This is a genomic window from Bradyrhizobium sp. GW821-FHT13H05 (assembly GCF_058804065.1).
This window is the reverse complement of the sequence record NZ_JBXAPO010000013.1, coordinates 1-16,075: the sequence shown is the minus strand read 5'-3', so window position 1 is coordinate 16,075 and position 16,075 is coordinate 1. Positions and strand designations below refer to the sequence as shown.

Here is a 16,075-nt window from a genome sequence, read left to right as displayed (position 1 = left end):
CTTGTGGCAGAAGGTGGTGCGAAGCGCCGGATGAGGGGTATCTATCCGCGAATTCAATAGCAGTGGGACTCGTGGATAGAGACCCCTCACCCGTCTCGCCGCTAACGCGGCGAGCCACCCTCTCCCACAAGGAGAGAGGGTAAGACGGCATCCTACGTAAACAACGTCGGCTGCTGCCGGGCGGCGCGCTCCTGCGCTTCCACCACCGCGACGGCCGTCATGTTCAGGATGCCGCGCGCGGTGACCGAGGGCGTCAGGATATGTGCCGGACGCGCCGGGCCGATCAGGATCGGGCCGACGGGGAGCGCATCCGCCAGCGACTTGATCATCTGGTAGGCGACGTTGGCGGTGTCCAGCGTCGGCATGATCATGATGTTGGCCTCGCCCTCCAGCTTGGAGTGCGGCAGCACCATTTTTCGCGCAGCCACCGAAAGCGCGGTGTCGCCCTGCATCTCGCCGTCGGCCTCGATCTCCGGGTGCTTCTCCTTCAACAGCTGGGTCGCCCGGCGCATCTTGCGCGAGGATTCGGTATCGTAGCTGCCGAAATCCGAATGCGAGACGAAGGCGATCTTCGGCTTGATGTTGAAGCGCTGGACGTGGACCGCGGCGAGCGATGCGATCTCGGCGAGCTCTTCCGCGCTCGGATTGGGCCGCACCTGCGTGTCGGCGATGAAGAACGCGCCCTTGCTGGTGATCAGCAGCGCCAGCGCCGCGTAGTCGACGATCCCCGGCGAGAAGCCGACGATCTCGCGAACGTGGCGCAGATGGCTCATATAGCGGCCCTCGACGCCGCAGAGCATCGCATCCGCCTCCCCGCGCGTCACCGCCAGCGCCGCGATGACGGTGTTGTTGGTGCGCACCACGGTGCGCGCCGCATCCGGCGTCACGCCGCGGCGGCCGGCGACCTCGACATAGGACTGCACGTAGGAGCGGTAGCGCGGATCGTCCTCGGGATTGACGAGGTCGAAATCCTTGCCCGCCTTGATCGACAGGCCGAAGCGCTTGATGCGTGCTTCGACCACCGACGGACGGCCGACCAGGATCGGCGTCGCCAGCTTCTCCTCCAGCACTACTTGCGTGGCGCGCAGCACGCGCTCGTCCTCGCCTTCGGCGTAGATCACGCGCACCGGCTGGGTCTTGGCCTTGGCGAACATCGGCTTCATGACGAGGCCGGAGCGGAAGGCGAAGCGCTCGAGCAGCGCGGTGTATTCGTCGAAATTGGTGATGGGGCGCGTTGCGACGCCCGATTCCATCGCGGCTTTCGCGACCGCCGGCGAGATGCGCAGGATCAGGCGTGGATCAAAGGGGCTCGGAATCAACGAGCCCGGGCCGAAGCCCTGCGTCTCGCCGGTGTCAAAACCCTGCGCGACCGCATCCGACGGCGCCTCGCGCGCGAGCTGCGCGATCGCCTCGACCGCGGCGTGCTTCATCTCCTCGTTGATGGCGCTGGCGCCGACGTCGAGCGCGCCGCGGAAGATGAAGGGGAAGCAGAGGACGTTGTTGACCTGGTTCGGATAGTCGGAGCGGCCGGTGCAGATCATGGCGTCGGGGCGCACCTTGCGCGCCTCCTCCGGCATGATCTCCGGCGTCGGGTTGGCGAGCGCCATGATCAGCGGCTTGTCGCCCATCGCCTTGGCCATCTCAGGCTTGAGCACACCCGGTGCCGAGAGCCCGATGAAGATGTCGGCGCCGCCGATGACGTCGCCAAGCGTGCGCTTGTCGGTCTTCTGCGCATAGACCGCCTTCCAGCGGTCCATCGTGGTGTTGCGGCCTTCGTGCACGAGGCCGTCGATATCGCAGACCCAGATGTTCTTGCGCTGCGCGCCCATCGAGACCAGCAGGTTGAGGGTCGCGATCGCCGCGGCCCCTGCCCCCGATGCCACGATCTTCACGTCGGAGAGCTTCTTGCCGTTGAGCCGGAGCGCGTTGGTGACGGCGGCCGCGACGATGATCGCGGTGCCGTGCTGGTCGTCATGGAAGACCGGGATCTTCATGCGCTCTTTCAGCTGCGCCTCGATCTCGAAACATTCCGGTCCGCGGATGTCTTCCAGATTGATGCCGCCGAAGGTCGGCTCGAGCGCCGCCACGGTCTCAACCACGCGCTCGATGGTGTCGGCGGCGATCTCGATGTCGAACACGTCGATGCCGGCGAATTTCTTGAACAGGACGGCCTTGCCCTCCATCACGGGCTTGGAGGCCAGCGGGCCGATATTGCCGAGGCCGAGCACCGCGGTGCCGTTCGAGACCACGGCGACCAGATTGGCGCGGGTGGTCAGGGTCGCGGCTTCCGCCGGGTTCTTGGCGATCTCCATGCAGGCAGCGGCAACGCCCGGAGAATAGGCAAGCGCGAGGTCGCGCTGGTTGGCAAGCGGCTTGCTCGCCTGGATCTCGAGTTTTCCGGGGCGCGGCAGTCGGTGATAGGCCAGCGCCGCCTGGTGGAGATCATCAGAATAGGACGACATGCGGTGTCTTGCCTCGCGTTACCGGCCTCAAAATGCATCATCCGGAGTGGCCGTCCAAAGCGGACGGTATTTCCGGGCCGTGGAAACGGGATGAAGCACGGCCGAAGGCCCGGTGGCAACATCCGATTGCGCCCTCATCAACAGGGCGCATGGTCAAATATCTGATAGCGCTAGCTTTCCCTGGACCGCGCGGTATTTCGCGAATATGCCAGGTTGCGCAGTGCAAAACGAGCAACTGGAGCTGGGAATGAAGCGAATTCTGATCGGTCTGATCGCACTCGTCGTGCTCGCTGCCGGCGGGTGGTTCGGCTTCAATCTCTACGCCCAGCACCGCGCCACCGCCGAGGTCGAAGCCGCGTTCGACCGGCTCCGCGCCGGCGGCAGCAAAGCGAGCCACGGCAAGGTGGCCTTCGACCTGTCGAGCCGGACGCTGACGGTCGAGGACATCGCGGTCGAGCCCGCCAACCAGCCCCAGGCGCGCGTCAAGATCGGTGCCATCAAGGGCGCCGGCGTCCGCCAGGTCGACGAGACGCGTTTTGCGGCTGACAGCATCGAGATCTCGGGCTTCGAGGTCGCGCTGGACGAGCTCGGCCCCGGGAAGTTGAAAGTCGCCTACAAGATCCCTCAGCTGAGCCTGCGGGACTTCGCCGGTCCCCTGCACGTTCAAAGCGCGCCGGCGTCCGGCTCCCTGATCGACATGTACCGATTTGTGCTCGATCAGTACGCGGGCGTGAGCGCAACCTCCGTCACCGCCCCGACCATCAACATCAATTTCGATGCCGGTAACAGCGCCGGCGGCAGCGGCGAGGTCGTCTATTCGGCCCTCGCGGTCCAGAACCTCGCCGGAGGCAAGGCTGATGCGATGAAGGTGGACCGCGCCACCTTCACGATCAACGTGCAGCAGGCGGGCAAGACCGACAAGCTGACCGGCGAGATCTCCACCATCATCATCAATGATTTCGACTCGACCGCGATCGCCGCCGCGCTCGATCCGCAGAAGGCGGGCGACGACAGCTATCATCGCGTCTACGGCCAGATCTCGAGCGGCGCCTATGTGGCGACGTCGACGCTGGGCATGCGCATGCAGATCGACGGAATTGCCGTCTCCGACATCGCCGTCCAGCCGTCGAAATTCCGCCCGGCCGAGATCCTGGCGCTGCTGCCGGCGGACCGCTCCGTTCTGCCGACGCCGGCGCAATCGCGCGAGATGCTGGAAAAGGTCGCCGGCTTCTATGAGGGCCTGCGCGTCGGCAAGATCGAGATCGGCACGATCTCGATGACGACGCCGCAAGGGACGCCCCGGCTCAGGGCGATCAAGTACCAGGACGGCGAGTTCGCGCTCGAGGGCCTCGATGCTCCGACGCCGCAAGGCCAGGTGAAGATGGAGCGTTTCGCGCTCAAATCGCTCAGCCTGGCGAACCTGATGCGTTGGGCCGCAGGCCTCACCAATCCCGGGCAGCCCCCCTCGCCCGATCAGATGCTGGGCCTGTTCCGCGTGCTCGACGGCGCCGAGATCAAGGGCGTGGTCTCTCCTTTCAAGAACACGCGGCAGCCCGTCACCATCGATACGATCCGGCTGAACTGGGGCCAGCTGGTCGGGTCGATCCCGAGCAAGGCCAATCTGGTCGTGAAGATGGTCACCCCCACCGACCCGACCAATCCGGCGCAGCGGGCGCTGACCATGGCCGGCGTCGACAAGCTCGGGATCGACCTCGATCTCGGCGCGGCATGGACCGAGTCGTCCGGCACCTTCGCGCTCACGCCCGCCACCATTGACCTCGCCAACCTTGCCAGGGCGCAAGTCCGCCTCGCGCTCGCCAACGTGCCGCGCGGCGTGTTCTCGCTCGATGCGGCGCAGGTGATCGGACAGGCGGCGCAGATCGAGACCGGCGCGATCGAGCTTTCGTTGCGCGACAGCGGCGTCGTCGATCTCGTCGTGGCGCAGTTCGCGCGGATCCAGAATGTCAGCCGCGACGCCGCGCGCAGCGCCATCGTCGAGATGATCCGGGCCCAGGGCGAGCGGATCGCGGCCTCCAATCTCGACGCCAGGGTGGCGGTGGACGCGCTCGCGGGCTTCGTCGCGACATCGGGACAGACGATGACCATCAAGCTGACGCCGCTCGGCAAGGTGCCGGTGCTTCAGCTCATGGACGTGCTGAACCACGAGCCGATCGTCGCGCTGGCGCAGTTCAGGATCGAGGCGTCGACGGGGCTGTAGGAGAGCTGGTTGATCTCGTGTCCCGGACGCGCTGCGGCACGCAGTGACGCTGCGCAGAGCCGGGACCCAGAGAGGCCGCTGATGCCGAGGTGTGGGCCCCGGCTCTGCAGCGCACCGTCGAAGAGACGCTGCGCTGCGTCCGGGGCACGAGACTTACTTCTGCGGCAAATTCACCTTCACATGCAGCTCGCGGAGCTGTTTTGTCGTCGCTTCCGACGGCGCGCCCATCAGCAGGTCCATGGCCTGCTGGTTCATCGGGAACAGCGAGATCTCGCGCAGATTGGTGGTGCCGCAGAGCAGCATCACGATGCGGTCGACGCCCGCCGCCATGCCGCCATGCGGCGGCGCGCCGTACTGGAAGGCGCGGTACATGCCGCCAAAACGGTCGACCACTTCCTGCTCGCCATAGCCGGCGATCTCGAACGCCTTCACCATCGCTTCCGGCACGTGGTTGCGGATGCCGCCCGAGGCGATCTCGTAGCCGTTGCAGGTGATGTCGTACTGGAACGCCTTGATGGTCAGCGGGTCCTGGCCCGTCAGCGCGTCGAGGCCGCCCTGCGGCATCGAGAACGGGTTGTGCGAGAAGTCGACCTTCTTGTCGTCCTCGTTGTACTCGTACATCGGGAAGTCGACGATCCAGGCGAGCTCGAACCGCTCCTTGTCGGTGAGGTTCAATTCCTCGCCGACCTTGTTGCGGGCAAGACCAGAGAACTTCCAGAACTTGTCGGGGTCGCCAGCGACGAAGAAGGCGGCATCGCCTTCCTTGACGCCGATCTGCGCGCGGATCGCGGCGGTGCGCTCAGGCCCGATATTGTTCGCAAGCGGGCCGGCACCCTCGCCGCCCTCGCGCCACATGATGTAGCCGAGGCCGGGCTGGCCCTCGCCCTGCGCCCACGAGTTCATGCGGTCGCAGAAGGCGCGGCTGCCGCCGCCAGGTGCCGGGATCGCCCAGACCTGGTTCTTGGGATCTTCGAGCATGCGCGCAAAGACCTTGAAGCCGGAGCCGCGGAAATGCTCGGAGACGTCCTGCATCTCGATGGGGTTGCGCAGGTCCGGCTTGTCGCTGCCGTATTTGCGCAAGGCTTCCGCGAACGGGATGCGCCGCCAGTTCTTGCTCACCGGCTTGCCCTTGGCGAACTCCTCGAACACGCCGGTGATGACGGGCTCCATGGCCGCAAAGACGTCCTCTTGCGTGACGAAGCTCATCTCGACGTCGAGCTGGTAGAACTCGCCCGGCAAGCGGTCGGCGCGCGGGTCCTCGTCGCGGAAACAGGGCGCGATCTGGAAGTAGCGGTCGAAGCCGGACATCATCAGCAGCTGCTTGTACTGCTGCGGCGCCTGCGGCAGCGCGTAGAATTTTCCGGGATGGATGCGCGACGGCACCAGGAAGTCGCGCGCGCCTTCCGGCGAGGACGCGGTCAGGATCGGGGTGTTGAACTCGAAGAAGCCCTGCCCCTCCATGCGCCGGCGCATCGACTTGATGATCTCGACGCGGGTCATGATGTTCTGGTGCAGCTTCTCGCGACGCAGATCGAGGAAGCGGTACTTCAGGCGGATGTCCTCAGGATATTCCTGGTCGCCAAACACCGGCAGCGGCAGGTCGCCGGCGGGGCCCAGCACCTCGATCTCACTGACATAGATCTCGATCTTGCCGGTCGGCAGATCGTCATTGTCGGTGCCTTCGGGGCGGCGGCGGACCTTGCCGTCCATCTTGACCACGAATTCCGAGCGCAGCTTTTCGGCCAGCGAGAACGCCGGCGAGTCCGGATCGACCACGCACTGGGTCAGGCCGTAATGGTCGCGCAGGTCGATGAACAGCACGCCGCCATGGTCGCGAACGCGATGGACCCAGCCCGAGAGGCGGATCGTCTCGCCGATGTTGCTCTCGCGGAGCGCGCCGCATGTATGTGACCGGTAGCGATGCATGGTCGTCCCAAAATGATGTCTGAGGATCGAATCGGACGGCTGAGGCAGCCGGTCCGAAAGTTGCGGCAGGGTTTACCTCGGGAGGACCAAAGCGGCAACCAAGGGAACGGGCTGTTTTGGGCCCAAAAGGCCCATTTTTGGCCGATTGGACCTCAAGCCTTTGCCATCAGGCGTTCCCCGCCTATCTTTACCTCCATGACCGTCCATTTCCCGTTCCAGAACTCCTATTCGGCGCTGCCGGACAACTTCTTCGCCCGCGTCGCGCCAACCCCTGTCGCCGCCCCCCGGCTGATCAAGCTGAACCGCCCCCTGGCGGTCCAGCTCGGGCTCGATCCTGATATGCTGGAGACCCCGGAGGGTGCCGAGATCCTGGCCGGCAAAACGGTTCCCTCAGGCGCCGATCCCATCGCCATGGCCTATGCCGGCCACCAGTTCGGGAATTTCGTGCCTCAGCTCGGCGACGGCCGCGCCATCCTGCTCGGCGAGATCATCGACAGGGACGGCCTTCGCCGCGACATCCAGCTCAAGGGCTCGGGCCCCACTCCGTTCTCCCGCCGCGGCGATGGCCGCGCCGCGCTCGGGCCGGTGTTGCGGGAGTACATCGTCAGCGAAGCGATGTACGCGCTCGGCATCCCGACCACGCGCTCGCTCGCCGCCGTCGTCACCGGCGAGCACGTCATGCGCGAAACCGTGCTGCCCGGCGCGGTGCTGACGCGCGTTGCCGCGAGCCATATCCGGGTCGGCACCTTCCAGTTCTTTGCCGCGCGCCGCGACACCGAGGCGGTCCGCCGGCTGGCTGATCACGTCATCGCCCGTCATTACCCCGAACTGATCGACGCCGAGCGGCCGTATCACGCCCTGCTCGCCGGCGTCGTGGCGCGCCAGGCAAACCTCGTCGCGCGCTGGCTGCTGGTGGGCTTCATCCATGGCGTGATGAACACCGACAACAGCTCCATCTCCGGCGAGACCATCGACTACGGCCCCTGCGCCTTCATGGACGCCTACAACCCTTCGCAGGTGTTCTCCTCGATCGACGAGATGGGCCGTTACGCCTACGCCAACCAGCCGCGCATCGCGCTGTGGAATCTGACGCGCCTTGCCGAATGCCTGCTGCCGCTGTTCTCCGATGACCAGGACAAGGCGGTCGCGGAGGCCCAGGACATTCTCGGCGCCTTCTCCGAGACGTTCAGCACGGCCTATCAGGCAGGCTTGCGCAGAAAGGTCGGCCTGTTCACGGAGCGCGACGGCGACGACGCGCTGATCCAGGACCTGCTCGACGCCATGGCGAAGAACCAGGCCGACTTCACCCTCACCTTCCGCAAGCTGGGGGACGCTGCAGGAGATCCCGTAGCGGACGACGCGCGCGCGCAGTTCACGGACCCCGCAGCCTTCGATGAGTGGGCCAAGCGCTGGCATGAGCGTCTCGCGGCCGAGCCGCAATCCGCGGCCGAGCGGCAGACCGCCATGCACGCCGTCAACCCGCTCTTCATCCCGCGCAACCATCGCGTCGAGGCCGTGATCCAGGCCGCCGTCAACAACGACGACTACGCGCCGTTCGAGGAGCTGGTGAAGGTGCTCGCCAAGCCGTTCGATGACCAGCCTGACTACGCAGCCTACGCCGATCCGCCGCTGCCGGATCAGCGGGTGTTGCAGACGTTCTGCGGGACGTGAGGCGACGAGCGGATGCCTGAGGCCAAGGTCGTGCAAATTCCGGATTACCGGTTTTCAACCACCGACTGGCCCATCGCTAGCCTTGTCGTAAGCGTCGCCAACATTGCTGGTCGCTTTAGCTTCAACATCGATCATTGGGAGGAAGACGGGCTTGGTCCCGCCAGCGGGATGCTGCTGAGGCTTTCTTCCGGACGTGTGGTGCTCGTGTCGGAGCTGGAATATTCGGTGAAGTATCACGGCGCAAAGGGGCCGACGATATATGTCGAGGCGTCGCATCTCGCTAAGTACGGGGTTGAGCCACTCGTCAGCGAGGTGTTGGACGCTCTCGAATTGTCGCGCGAAGCGACCGACTGGATCGCACCAGTTGAAAGTCAGGCGGGCGCTGCCGATTTGCTCAACAGCTGGACGAAATATCTGGCATCGAAACAACCGAATTGAGCGTTTGCGGCCTATGACCGACTGATCGTCGTGTCTACGCCAGGCAGGAAGACCAACTCGACCATTAGCCGTAGCGGTCCCACGATGGGAATGAGCACGATCAGCTGAAACCAGCCTGAGCGCCCTCGATCGTGACAACGTTTGGCACCGACAGCCCAACTCGGCCAGAGCGAGAGCAAAACGACGACACCGAATGCCACGTTAAACTGAAGTGGCGGGACAAGAGCGATCACCGCAGCATGAACAACAACCAGCGGGATCAAGAAGCGAAACACATAATCGAACCGGCTGACGCGTCCCCTGAATGAAAACAGGAACCGTAAGACTTCCACGACAGGCGCCCTCACCCTACTTCGTCGCCTTCCTCACTCCGCCGAACGATGCTGCGTCGAATTTCTGCGGATCGACCGGATTGTAACGCGACCATTCCATGTCAGGCACCTTGGCGTAGCGCTCGGCCCACGCCTTGTCCGCCCTCGTGTTGCCGGGACCGACGGGGCGGAGTTCGAAATGCAGCACCTTGCTGGGACCGATCTCGCCGATCGGGTCCTTGGCCTTGACGGTCGCGCCAACCGCGAGCGGCACGCCCTTCGGCCCATTGATGCGGCCGAGCTGGACGTAACGCGTGTAGATGATGCCGCCATTGGGATAAGTGTGCTTGAGCACGACGTAGCGGCCACAGCCGCCGATAACAGGCAGATCGGCCGGCGCCTGCTCGCTGGTTTCGATCTTGACGACGACGCCGTCCGCCATCGCCGCCACCGGACCGCCCGCCTTCTCCATGGTGTAATCGATGCCAGGATGCTCGTCCTGGGTCCAGCATCCGCAGGACGTCATCGCCTTGTTCGGCGGCGGCGTGTCCGCACGCGGAGCGCTTTTCGGGGTCAGGAATTCATTGACGAGAAGGCCCGGCCCTTCCGGCGACGTGTAGATGTGGATCGCATAGAGCGACAGCTTGTCCCCGACCTGCACCTCCTGCGGAAGAAAACCGTAGACCACATCCTGGATGAAGACCTTGAGCTCACGTCCCCCGGCGGAGCGCACCGTGATGCAGTTGGTCACCTGCAAGCCGTCGGCGCCCGACTTGGGCATGCCGCTCGTGATCAGCGATCGCATGAAATCCTGGCTCGGACACGGCCCGCCAGGGGAAGCCAACGTGACGTCGAGCTTCACAGGCGACATCGGATAGACGTCCCGGCCGGCGGTCGGCCGCTGCCGTGCCAGGAATTCGTCGAGATCGGTCTCCCTGTAGCGAGCGAAGTTGAATTCGGCGCGGGCCACATCGGAGATGGCACAGAGAAGGACCGGCAGCAGAAGCGCAGCAAGCCATCCCGACTGGCGGAAAACACGCGGCGTCACCATGCGAAGGATCTCGTGATGCAAATGCAATGTGCAGCCTGAGCAAACCATAGCCGCATCTTCGCGGCAAGGTAGACCGCGCCGCGCGCCTCAATCGGGACAGGTCATCCCGCGGCAGGCGGCTGGTCCAGGCCTGTCCACATGATCGGCACGCCGCCGGAACCGCTGTCATCAAACTGAAACACTCGCGCTCTAACGGCCTGTCAGCGCCGTCTTGCCGGAGGCGCCCAACCTCCAACAGTCCCGACAAAGCGCGCCATGCCCTTCAAATTCATCCACATCACCGACACGCATCTCGCGAACCCCGGACTGAAGCTCTATGGCCTTGATCCGCGCGCCCGGCTGGATGCGGCGATTGCCGACATCAACACGCACCAGTCCGATGCTGCCTTCGCAGTCGTGACCGGCGACCTCACCCATTGGGGCGAGGCTGAATCCTACGCCAATTTCGCCGACGCCATGGCGGCGCTGAAAATCCCTTACATCGCCATGGTCGGCAATCACGACAAGCGCGTGGCCTGCCTCGACGGCCTGAAGGCCGCGCCGCGCGACCCAAACGGCTTCGTGCAGGGCACGCGCACCACCGAGCACGGCCTGTTCGTCTTCCTCGACACGCTCGACGAGACCAGCCACGCCGGCGAGATGTGCCCAAAGCGCCTCGGCTGGCTCGCGAGCACGCTGGCCGCTGCGCCCGCCGACATGCCGTTCGTCGTGTTCATGCATCATCCGCCGTTCCCGGTCGGCGTGCACGCGATGGACGAAATCTCGCTGGCACAGAGCGCGGAGTTCGCCGAGGTGATCGCGCCCTACCGGTCGCGCATCCGCCATCTCTTCTTCGGCCATGTGCACCGGCCGATCTTCGGCAGCTACGGCAAGATCCCGTTCTCGACGCTGCGCGGCACCAACCACCAGGTCTGGTTCGAGCTTGACGCCACCGCAACCGAGCATCTCGCCAGCCACGAGCCGCCGGCCTATGGCGTGGTGCTGATCGACGATCAGAACCTCGTCGTGCACAGCCACGACTTCCTCGACACCAATCTGCGCTTCCCCTTCGAGCCACCGGCCGGAGTGGACGGCCGCGCCTATGCGCTCAACTTCCCGGCGCGATGACATGAGCCTCGCTGAACCCGCGGCTCTCCCGGTCGCGACTTCGGCGGCACCGCGCCTGCACGTCCTGAAGCGGTTCGTGGGCCGCTTCAAAGCCTCGCTGCCTGCCTATCTGCTGCTGCTGCCCTCGCTGGTCTTCCTCGCGCTGTTCACCTATGGCGCGATGGGGCGCGTCATCATCGACGCGCTGTATCAGCGCGCCACGCCCAAGGCGCCAATCCGTTTCGTCGGCGTCGACAATATCGCCGCGGTGCTGGCCGACCCCGCCTTCACCGGCGCTGTCGTCAACAATCTGATCTACGCCGTCGGCACCGCGATCCCGAGCATCGGCCTAGCGCTGTTGTTCGCGCTGGCGCTGTCGCGCACCAGCGCGGTGAGCAGCGCGCTTCGCGCCGCGCTGTTCCTGCCGGTGCTGATCCCGATGGTCGCGGCGTCTGCGCTATTCCTGTTCATCTTCCTGCCCAATGTCGGCCTGCTCGACTATTACATCGGCCGCCTGCTTCCGGTGCTGCCGAACTGGCTCGGCGATTCCGACATCGCGCTCTACGCGATCATGGTCATCACGATCTGGAAGAACGCCGGCTATTACATGCTGTTCTTCCTCGCCGGCCTCCAGTCCGTGCCGGAGGATGTCATGGAGGCCGCGCATCTCGACGGCGCAGGTCCGTATCAGCGGCTGCGCCACATCATCCTGCCGGAGCTGAAGCCTACCTTCCTGTTCGTCACCGTGATCGCAATCCTCAATGCGGTGACGCAGGTCGACCATGTCTTCGTCATGACCAAGGGCGGGCCGTCGAACGCGACCAATCTCGTGCTGTTCTACATCTATCAGCAGGCGGTCGAGCACTACGACGTTGGCAAGGCTTCGGCGGCAACGCTGCTGACGCTCGCCGCGCTGATGGGCCTCACCGCGCTCTCGTTCCGCACCATGGCGAGCCGCGAGGGCGGGGCATGACACTGATCGATTGGCTGCTTAGAGACGCCCCGCTCGCCACGCGCCGCGAGATCACGCCCAAGCTCGGCTTTGCGCTGACCGTGCTGCTCGCGATCGTCTGGCTGATCCCGTTCCTGTGGATGGGCGTGGCGACGCTGCGCCCTGCCTCGGACGGCATCAACACCATGGCCGAGCTGATGCCGAGCCTGAAACCGACGCTGGACAATATCAGGGACGCCTGGGAGATCGGTGATTTCCCGCGCTATGCCCTCAACACCACGATCATCTGCACCGGCATCCTGCTCGTGCAGCTCGTCACGATCACGCTGGCGGGCTTTGCCTTTGCGCGGCTCGACTTCGCCGGGAAGTCGCTGATCTTCTATCTCTTCCTCATGCAGCTGATGCTGGTGCCGGTGCTGCTGATCGTGCCGAACCTGACCATCGTGGCGCAGCTCGGCCTCTATGACACGCTGACCGGCGTGATGATGCCGTTCTTCGCCTCGGCCTTCGGCACCTTCCTGATGCGCCAGGCGTTCGAGGCGATCCCGACCGAGCTGGAAGATGCCGCCCTGATCGACGGCGCCAGCCTGTTCCAGCGCATCCGCCACATCTACGTGCCGCTGTCGATGCCGAGCTTTTCGGCCTTCGCGATCATCTCCGTCACCAGCCACTGGAACGACTTCCTGTGGCCGCTGATGGTGATCAATTCGCCGGACAAGCGGCCGCTCACCGTCGGTCTCTCCGTGTTCACCGCCACGGCAGAAGGCACGCAGGCCTGGGGCACCATCGCCGCCGGCACGCTGATGGTGATCGCGCCGCTGCTCATCACGTTCCTGATCTTCCAGAAACGCTTCATCAGTTCTTTCGTCACCTCAGGCATCAAATAGGAGATTTTTCGATGCTGTTTTCCCGCAGGCTTATGCTTGGCATTGCTATGGCAGGCTCTATGGCCGGCGCCCTCGCCGTCCCGGCGATGGCCGAAGGTCCGACCGAGATCGACCTGTTCTTCCCCGTTCCCGTCGACGGCAAGCTCGCCCGCGACATGGGCACCCTGATCAAGGAGTTCAACGAAACCCATCCCGCGATCAAGGCGACCGCCGTCTACACCGGCTCCTATGACGACACGCTGATCAAGACACGCGCCTCGATCAAGGCCGGCAAGCCGCCCGCCGCCGTGATCATGTCCGCGAACTTCCTGCTCGACATGCAGATCGAGAACGAGCTCACCAATCTCGATCCGCTGATCGCCGCCGACGGCACCACCAAAGAAAAGTTTTTGGGCCAGTTCTTCCCGGCGCTGCAGGGCAACGCGGTGATCGACCGCTCGGTCTACGGCGTGCCCTTCCACAATTCGACGCCGCTGCTCTACATCAACGCCGACAAGGCCAAGGAAGCCGGCCTTGATCCGAGCAAGCCGCCGCAGACCTGGGCCGAGCTCACCGACTGGGCCAAGAAGCTCACCAAGCGCGAGGGCGACAAGGTGACCCAATGGGGCATCGCGATCCCCTGCGCCTACGACTATTGCGGCTGGATGATGGAAACGCTCACCATGACCAATGGCGGGCGCTACTACAACGAGGAGTTCGGCGGCGAGGTCTATTACGACACGCCCTCGATGCTGGGCGCGCTGACCTGGTGGAACGACCTCGTCACCAAGCACAAGGTGCATCCGCCCGGCGCCACGCCCGGTCCGGCCGTCAGCACCTCCTTCATCTCCGGCAACGCCGCGATGATGATGCTCTCGACGGGCTCGCTGACCTATGTGCGCGACAACGCCAAGTTCAACTACAAGGTCGCCTTCATCCCGCGCAACGTCCGCAACGCCGTGCCGATCGGCGGCGCCTCGCTGATCGTTCCGGCAGGCCTCGAAGGCGACAAGCAGAAGGCCGCCTGGACGCTGATCAAGTGGATGACCTCGCCCGAGAAGAGCGCCTGGTGGAGCCGCGCCACCGGCTATTTCGCGCCCAACATGGCCGCCTACAAGACACCCGACATGGTCGACTTCCTCAACAAGAACCCGGACGCCAAGACCGCCGTCGAGCAGCTCGAGGTCGCCAAGCCGTGGTTTGCGACCTACAAGACCGTGCCTGTCCGCAAGACCCTGGAGGACGAGGTGATGCTGGTCCTCAACGGCAAGAAGCAGCCGAAGGAAGCCCTTGTCGCCGCTCAGAAGGCCGCGGATGAGACGCTGAAGCCGTACAATGCGGAGACCTCGCTGAAGCTGCCGTAAGGGCCGGCTGCAACGGCAAACGGATATCGGCGCTCCGTCATACGGGGCGCCGAATTCGTTTGAGCGGTTGCCCCCCGTTAACCCCCCGTCCACCATCCGGCCGCCCCCGCCGCCGGTAACCATGACGCTTAACAGACCCTCAACGCACCCCAGACAAGTTTAGCAATGTTTCCGAGGGGTTTTGCCGTGGATCTGTTGGTTTTCGAGTTCCTGGGACTGGCGCTGGTGGCCATGTGCGTGGTCGTGGTGGCGCTGCCCTGCGCCCGCAAATCCTCGAATCGGGTCCGTTACGAATAGGAATTTCGTCGGAAAGACGCGATTCCAGCCCGATGCAAGGCTCGAATTCGCTTAGAGCCCCTTGACATCACAGCGCTTTCGGCAGAACGGCTGATGTACTTGTCATGGGCCGTTCATGGATTTGATTACCACCACCGCTGACCTCGCGGCTGCCTGCAGCCGGATGGCCAAGCACCCCGTCATTACCGTCGATACCGAGTTCCTGCGCGAGACCACCTACTACCCGCTGCTATGCGTGGTGCAGATGGCCAGCCCCGAGGAAGCCATCGTCATCGACGCCCTGGCCGAGGGCATCGACCTCAAGCCGTTCTTCGAGCTGATGGGCAACGAGGGCGTGCTGAAGGTGTTCCACGCCGCCCGCCAGGACATCGAGATCATCTGGCACCAGGCGGGCATCATTCCGCACCCGGTGTTCGACACCCAGGTCGCGGCCATGGTGCTCGGCTATGGCGACAGCATCGCCTATGACGCCCTGGTCGAGAAGGTCACCGGACACCGCCCGGACAAGACCCATCGCTTCACCGACTGGTCGCGCCGGCCGCTGACCAAGGAGCAGATGCATTACGCGGTCTCCGACGTCACGCATCTGCGCGACGTCTTTGCCGCCCTCGATGCCGATTTGAAGAAGCGCCGCCGCAGCGAATGGGTCTCCATCGAGATGGAGGTTCTGACTTCGCCCAAGACCTACGATTTCCACCCCGAGCGCGCCTGGGAACGGCTGAAGACGCGGGTGCGCAAGCCGAAGGATCTCGCGGTGCTCATGGAAGTCGCCGCCTGGCGCGAGCAGGAAGCGCAGAGCCGCGACGTGCCGCGTGGCCGCGTGCTGCGCGACGAAGCCGTCAGCGACATCGCAACGCATGCGCCGAACACGTTGGAGAAGCTCGCGAACTTGCGCTCGGTGCCGAAGGGTTTTGAGAAATCCAAATGGGGCGCGGACATCGTCGCCGCAGTCGAGCGCGGGCTGGCGCGGGATCACGCCACGCTGCCGAAGCTGGAGAAGCCGCGCAACAACAACAATGGCGCCGCGATCGTCGAGCTGCTGAAGGTGCTGCTGCGCATGACCGCCGAGCGCCACGCCGTCGCCAGCAAGGTGATCGCAACCGTCGACGATCTCGAAGAGATCGCAGCCGATGACGCGGCCGACGTGCCGGCGCTACGCGGCTGGCGCCGCGAGCTGTTCGGCGACGCCGCCTTGAAGCTCAAGCGCGGCGAGCTGGCGCTGGCGATCGAGAAGGGTCGCGTGATCGGGGTTCAGCGGGCGGAATAGCCCGCGGGCACCTTTGTGGCTGGCGCAATGCCAACCGCATCGTCATTGCGAGCGCAGCGAAGCAATCCAGAATCTTTCCGTGGAGGCAGTCTGGATTGCTTCGTCGCTTCGCTCCTCGCAATTGTGCAAGTCCACTAATTCGCTGATCGAGAGATTTCGGTTTTGG

12 protein-coding genes are annotated in these 16,075 nt (G+C 64.7%); 8 read left to right on the top strand and 4 right to left on the bottom strand.

The window, feature by feature from the left end; genetic code table 11:
- Positions 1 to 152 precede the first annotated feature (152 nt).
- Positions 153 to 2,462 carry an NADP-dependent malic enzyme gene (locus AC1RR3_RS29330; RefSeq protein WP_492827195.1) on the bottom strand — a complete coding sequence of 770 codons (2,310 nt, stop codon included), beginning with the start codon at positions 2,460 to 2,462 and terminating at the stop codon, positions 153 to 155.
- A gap of 247 nt (positions 2,463 to 2,709) precedes the next feature.
- Here AC1RR3_RS29330 and AC1RR3_RS29325 point away from each other — a divergent pair, with 247 nt between their 5' ends.
- Complete coding sequence (locus tag AC1RR3_RS29325; RefSeq protein ID WP_492827193.1) at positions 2,710 to 4,680, top strand: aq_1923 C-terminal domain; 1,971 nt, start codon at positions 2,710 to 2,712, stop codon at positions 4,678 to 4,680.
- Between the two features lie 153 nt (positions 4,681 to 4,833).
- Here AC1RR3_RS29325 and aspS read toward each other — a convergent pair whose 3' ends face one another.
- Positions 4,834 to 6,606 carry an aspartate--tRNA ligase gene (gene aspS, locus AC1RR3_RS29320; protein ID WP_492827191.1) on the bottom strand — a complete coding sequence of 591 codons (1,773 nt, stop codon included), beginning with the start codon at positions 6,604 to 6,606 and terminating at the stop codon, positions 4,834 to 4,836.
- Between the two features lie 195 nt (positions 6,607 to 6,801).
- Here aspS and AC1RR3_RS29315 point away from each other — a divergent pair, with 195 nt between their 5' ends.
- Together AC1RR3_RS29315 and AC1RR3_RS29310 are read left to right on the top strand one after the other, a co-directional pair.
- Positions 6,802 to 8,277 carry a protein adenylyltransferase SelO gene (locus AC1RR3_RS29315; protein ID WP_492827189.1) on the top strand — a complete coding sequence of 492 codons (1,476 nt, stop codon included), beginning with the start codon at positions 6,802 to 6,804 and terminating at the stop codon, positions 8,275 to 8,277.
- 12 nt (positions 8,278 to 8,289) lie between these two features.
- Positions 8,290 to 8,715 carry a hypothetical protein gene (locus AC1RR3_RS29310; RefSeq protein ID WP_492827187.1) on the top strand — a complete coding sequence of 142 codons (426 nt, stop codon included), beginning with the start codon at positions 8,290 to 8,292 and terminating at the stop codon, positions 8,713 to 8,715.
- 11 nt (positions 8,716 to 8,726) lie between these two features.
- Here AC1RR3_RS29310 and AC1RR3_RS29305 read toward each other — a convergent pair whose 3' ends face one another.
- Together AC1RR3_RS29305 and AC1RR3_RS29300 are read right to left on the bottom strand one after the other, a co-directional pair.
- Positions 8,727 to 9,047, bottom strand: a complete 321-nt coding sequence (locus tag AC1RR3_RS29305) for a DUF805 domain-containing protein (RefSeq protein WP_492827185.1) — start codon at positions 9,045 to 9,047, stop codon at positions 8,727 to 8,729.
- A 16-nt stretch (positions 9,048 to 9,063) separates the two neighbouring features.
- Positions 9,064 to 10,077, bottom strand: a complete 1,014-nt coding sequence (locus AC1RR3_RS29300; RefSeq protein ID WP_492827183.1) for a M23 family metallopeptidase — start codon at positions 10,075 to 10,077, stop codon at positions 9,064 to 9,066.
- A gap of 255 nt (positions 10,078 to 10,332) precedes the next feature.
- Here AC1RR3_RS29300 and AC1RR3_RS29295 point away from each other — a divergent pair, with 255 nt between their 5' ends.
- From AC1RR3_RS29295 to rnd, 5 genes are all read left to right on the top strand, one after another.
- The gene (locus tag AC1RR3_RS29295) at positions 10,333 to 11,184 is read left to right on the top strand and encodes a phosphodiesterase (protein WP_492827181.1); all 852 of its coding nucleotides are present in this window, start codon (positions 10,333 to 10,335) and stop codon (positions 11,182 to 11,184) included.
- A gap of 1 nt (position 11,185) precedes the next feature.
- Complete coding sequence (locus tag AC1RR3_RS29290) at positions 11,186 to 12,136, top strand: carbohydrate ABC transporter permease (RefSeq protein ID WP_492827179.1); 951 nt, start codon at positions 11,186 to 11,188, stop codon at positions 12,134 to 12,136.
- On the top strand, positions 12,133 to 13,002 hold the full coding sequence (locus AC1RR3_RS29285) for a carbohydrate ABC transporter permease (protein ID WP_492827177.1): 870 nt from the start codon (positions 12,133 to 12,135) through the stop codon (positions 13,000 to 13,002). The genes AC1RR3_RS29290 and AC1RR3_RS29285 overlap by 4 nt, the downstream gene beginning before the upstream one ends.
- A gap of 11 nt (positions 13,003 to 13,013) precedes the next feature.
- Positions 13,014 to 14,345: an ABC transporter substrate-binding protein gene (locus AC1RR3_RS29280; protein WP_492827175.1), complete on the top strand. Its 1,332-nt coding sequence runs from the start codon at positions 13,014 to 13,016 to the stop codon at positions 14,343 to 14,345.
- 412 nt (positions 14,346 to 14,757) lie between these two features.
- Complete coding sequence (gene rnd, locus AC1RR3_RS29275; protein ID WP_492827173.1) at positions 14,758 to 15,909, top strand: ribonuclease D; 1,152 nt, start codon at positions 14,758 to 14,760, stop codon at positions 15,907 to 15,909.
- The last annotated feature ends 166 nt before the right edge of the window (positions 15,910 to 16,075 follow it).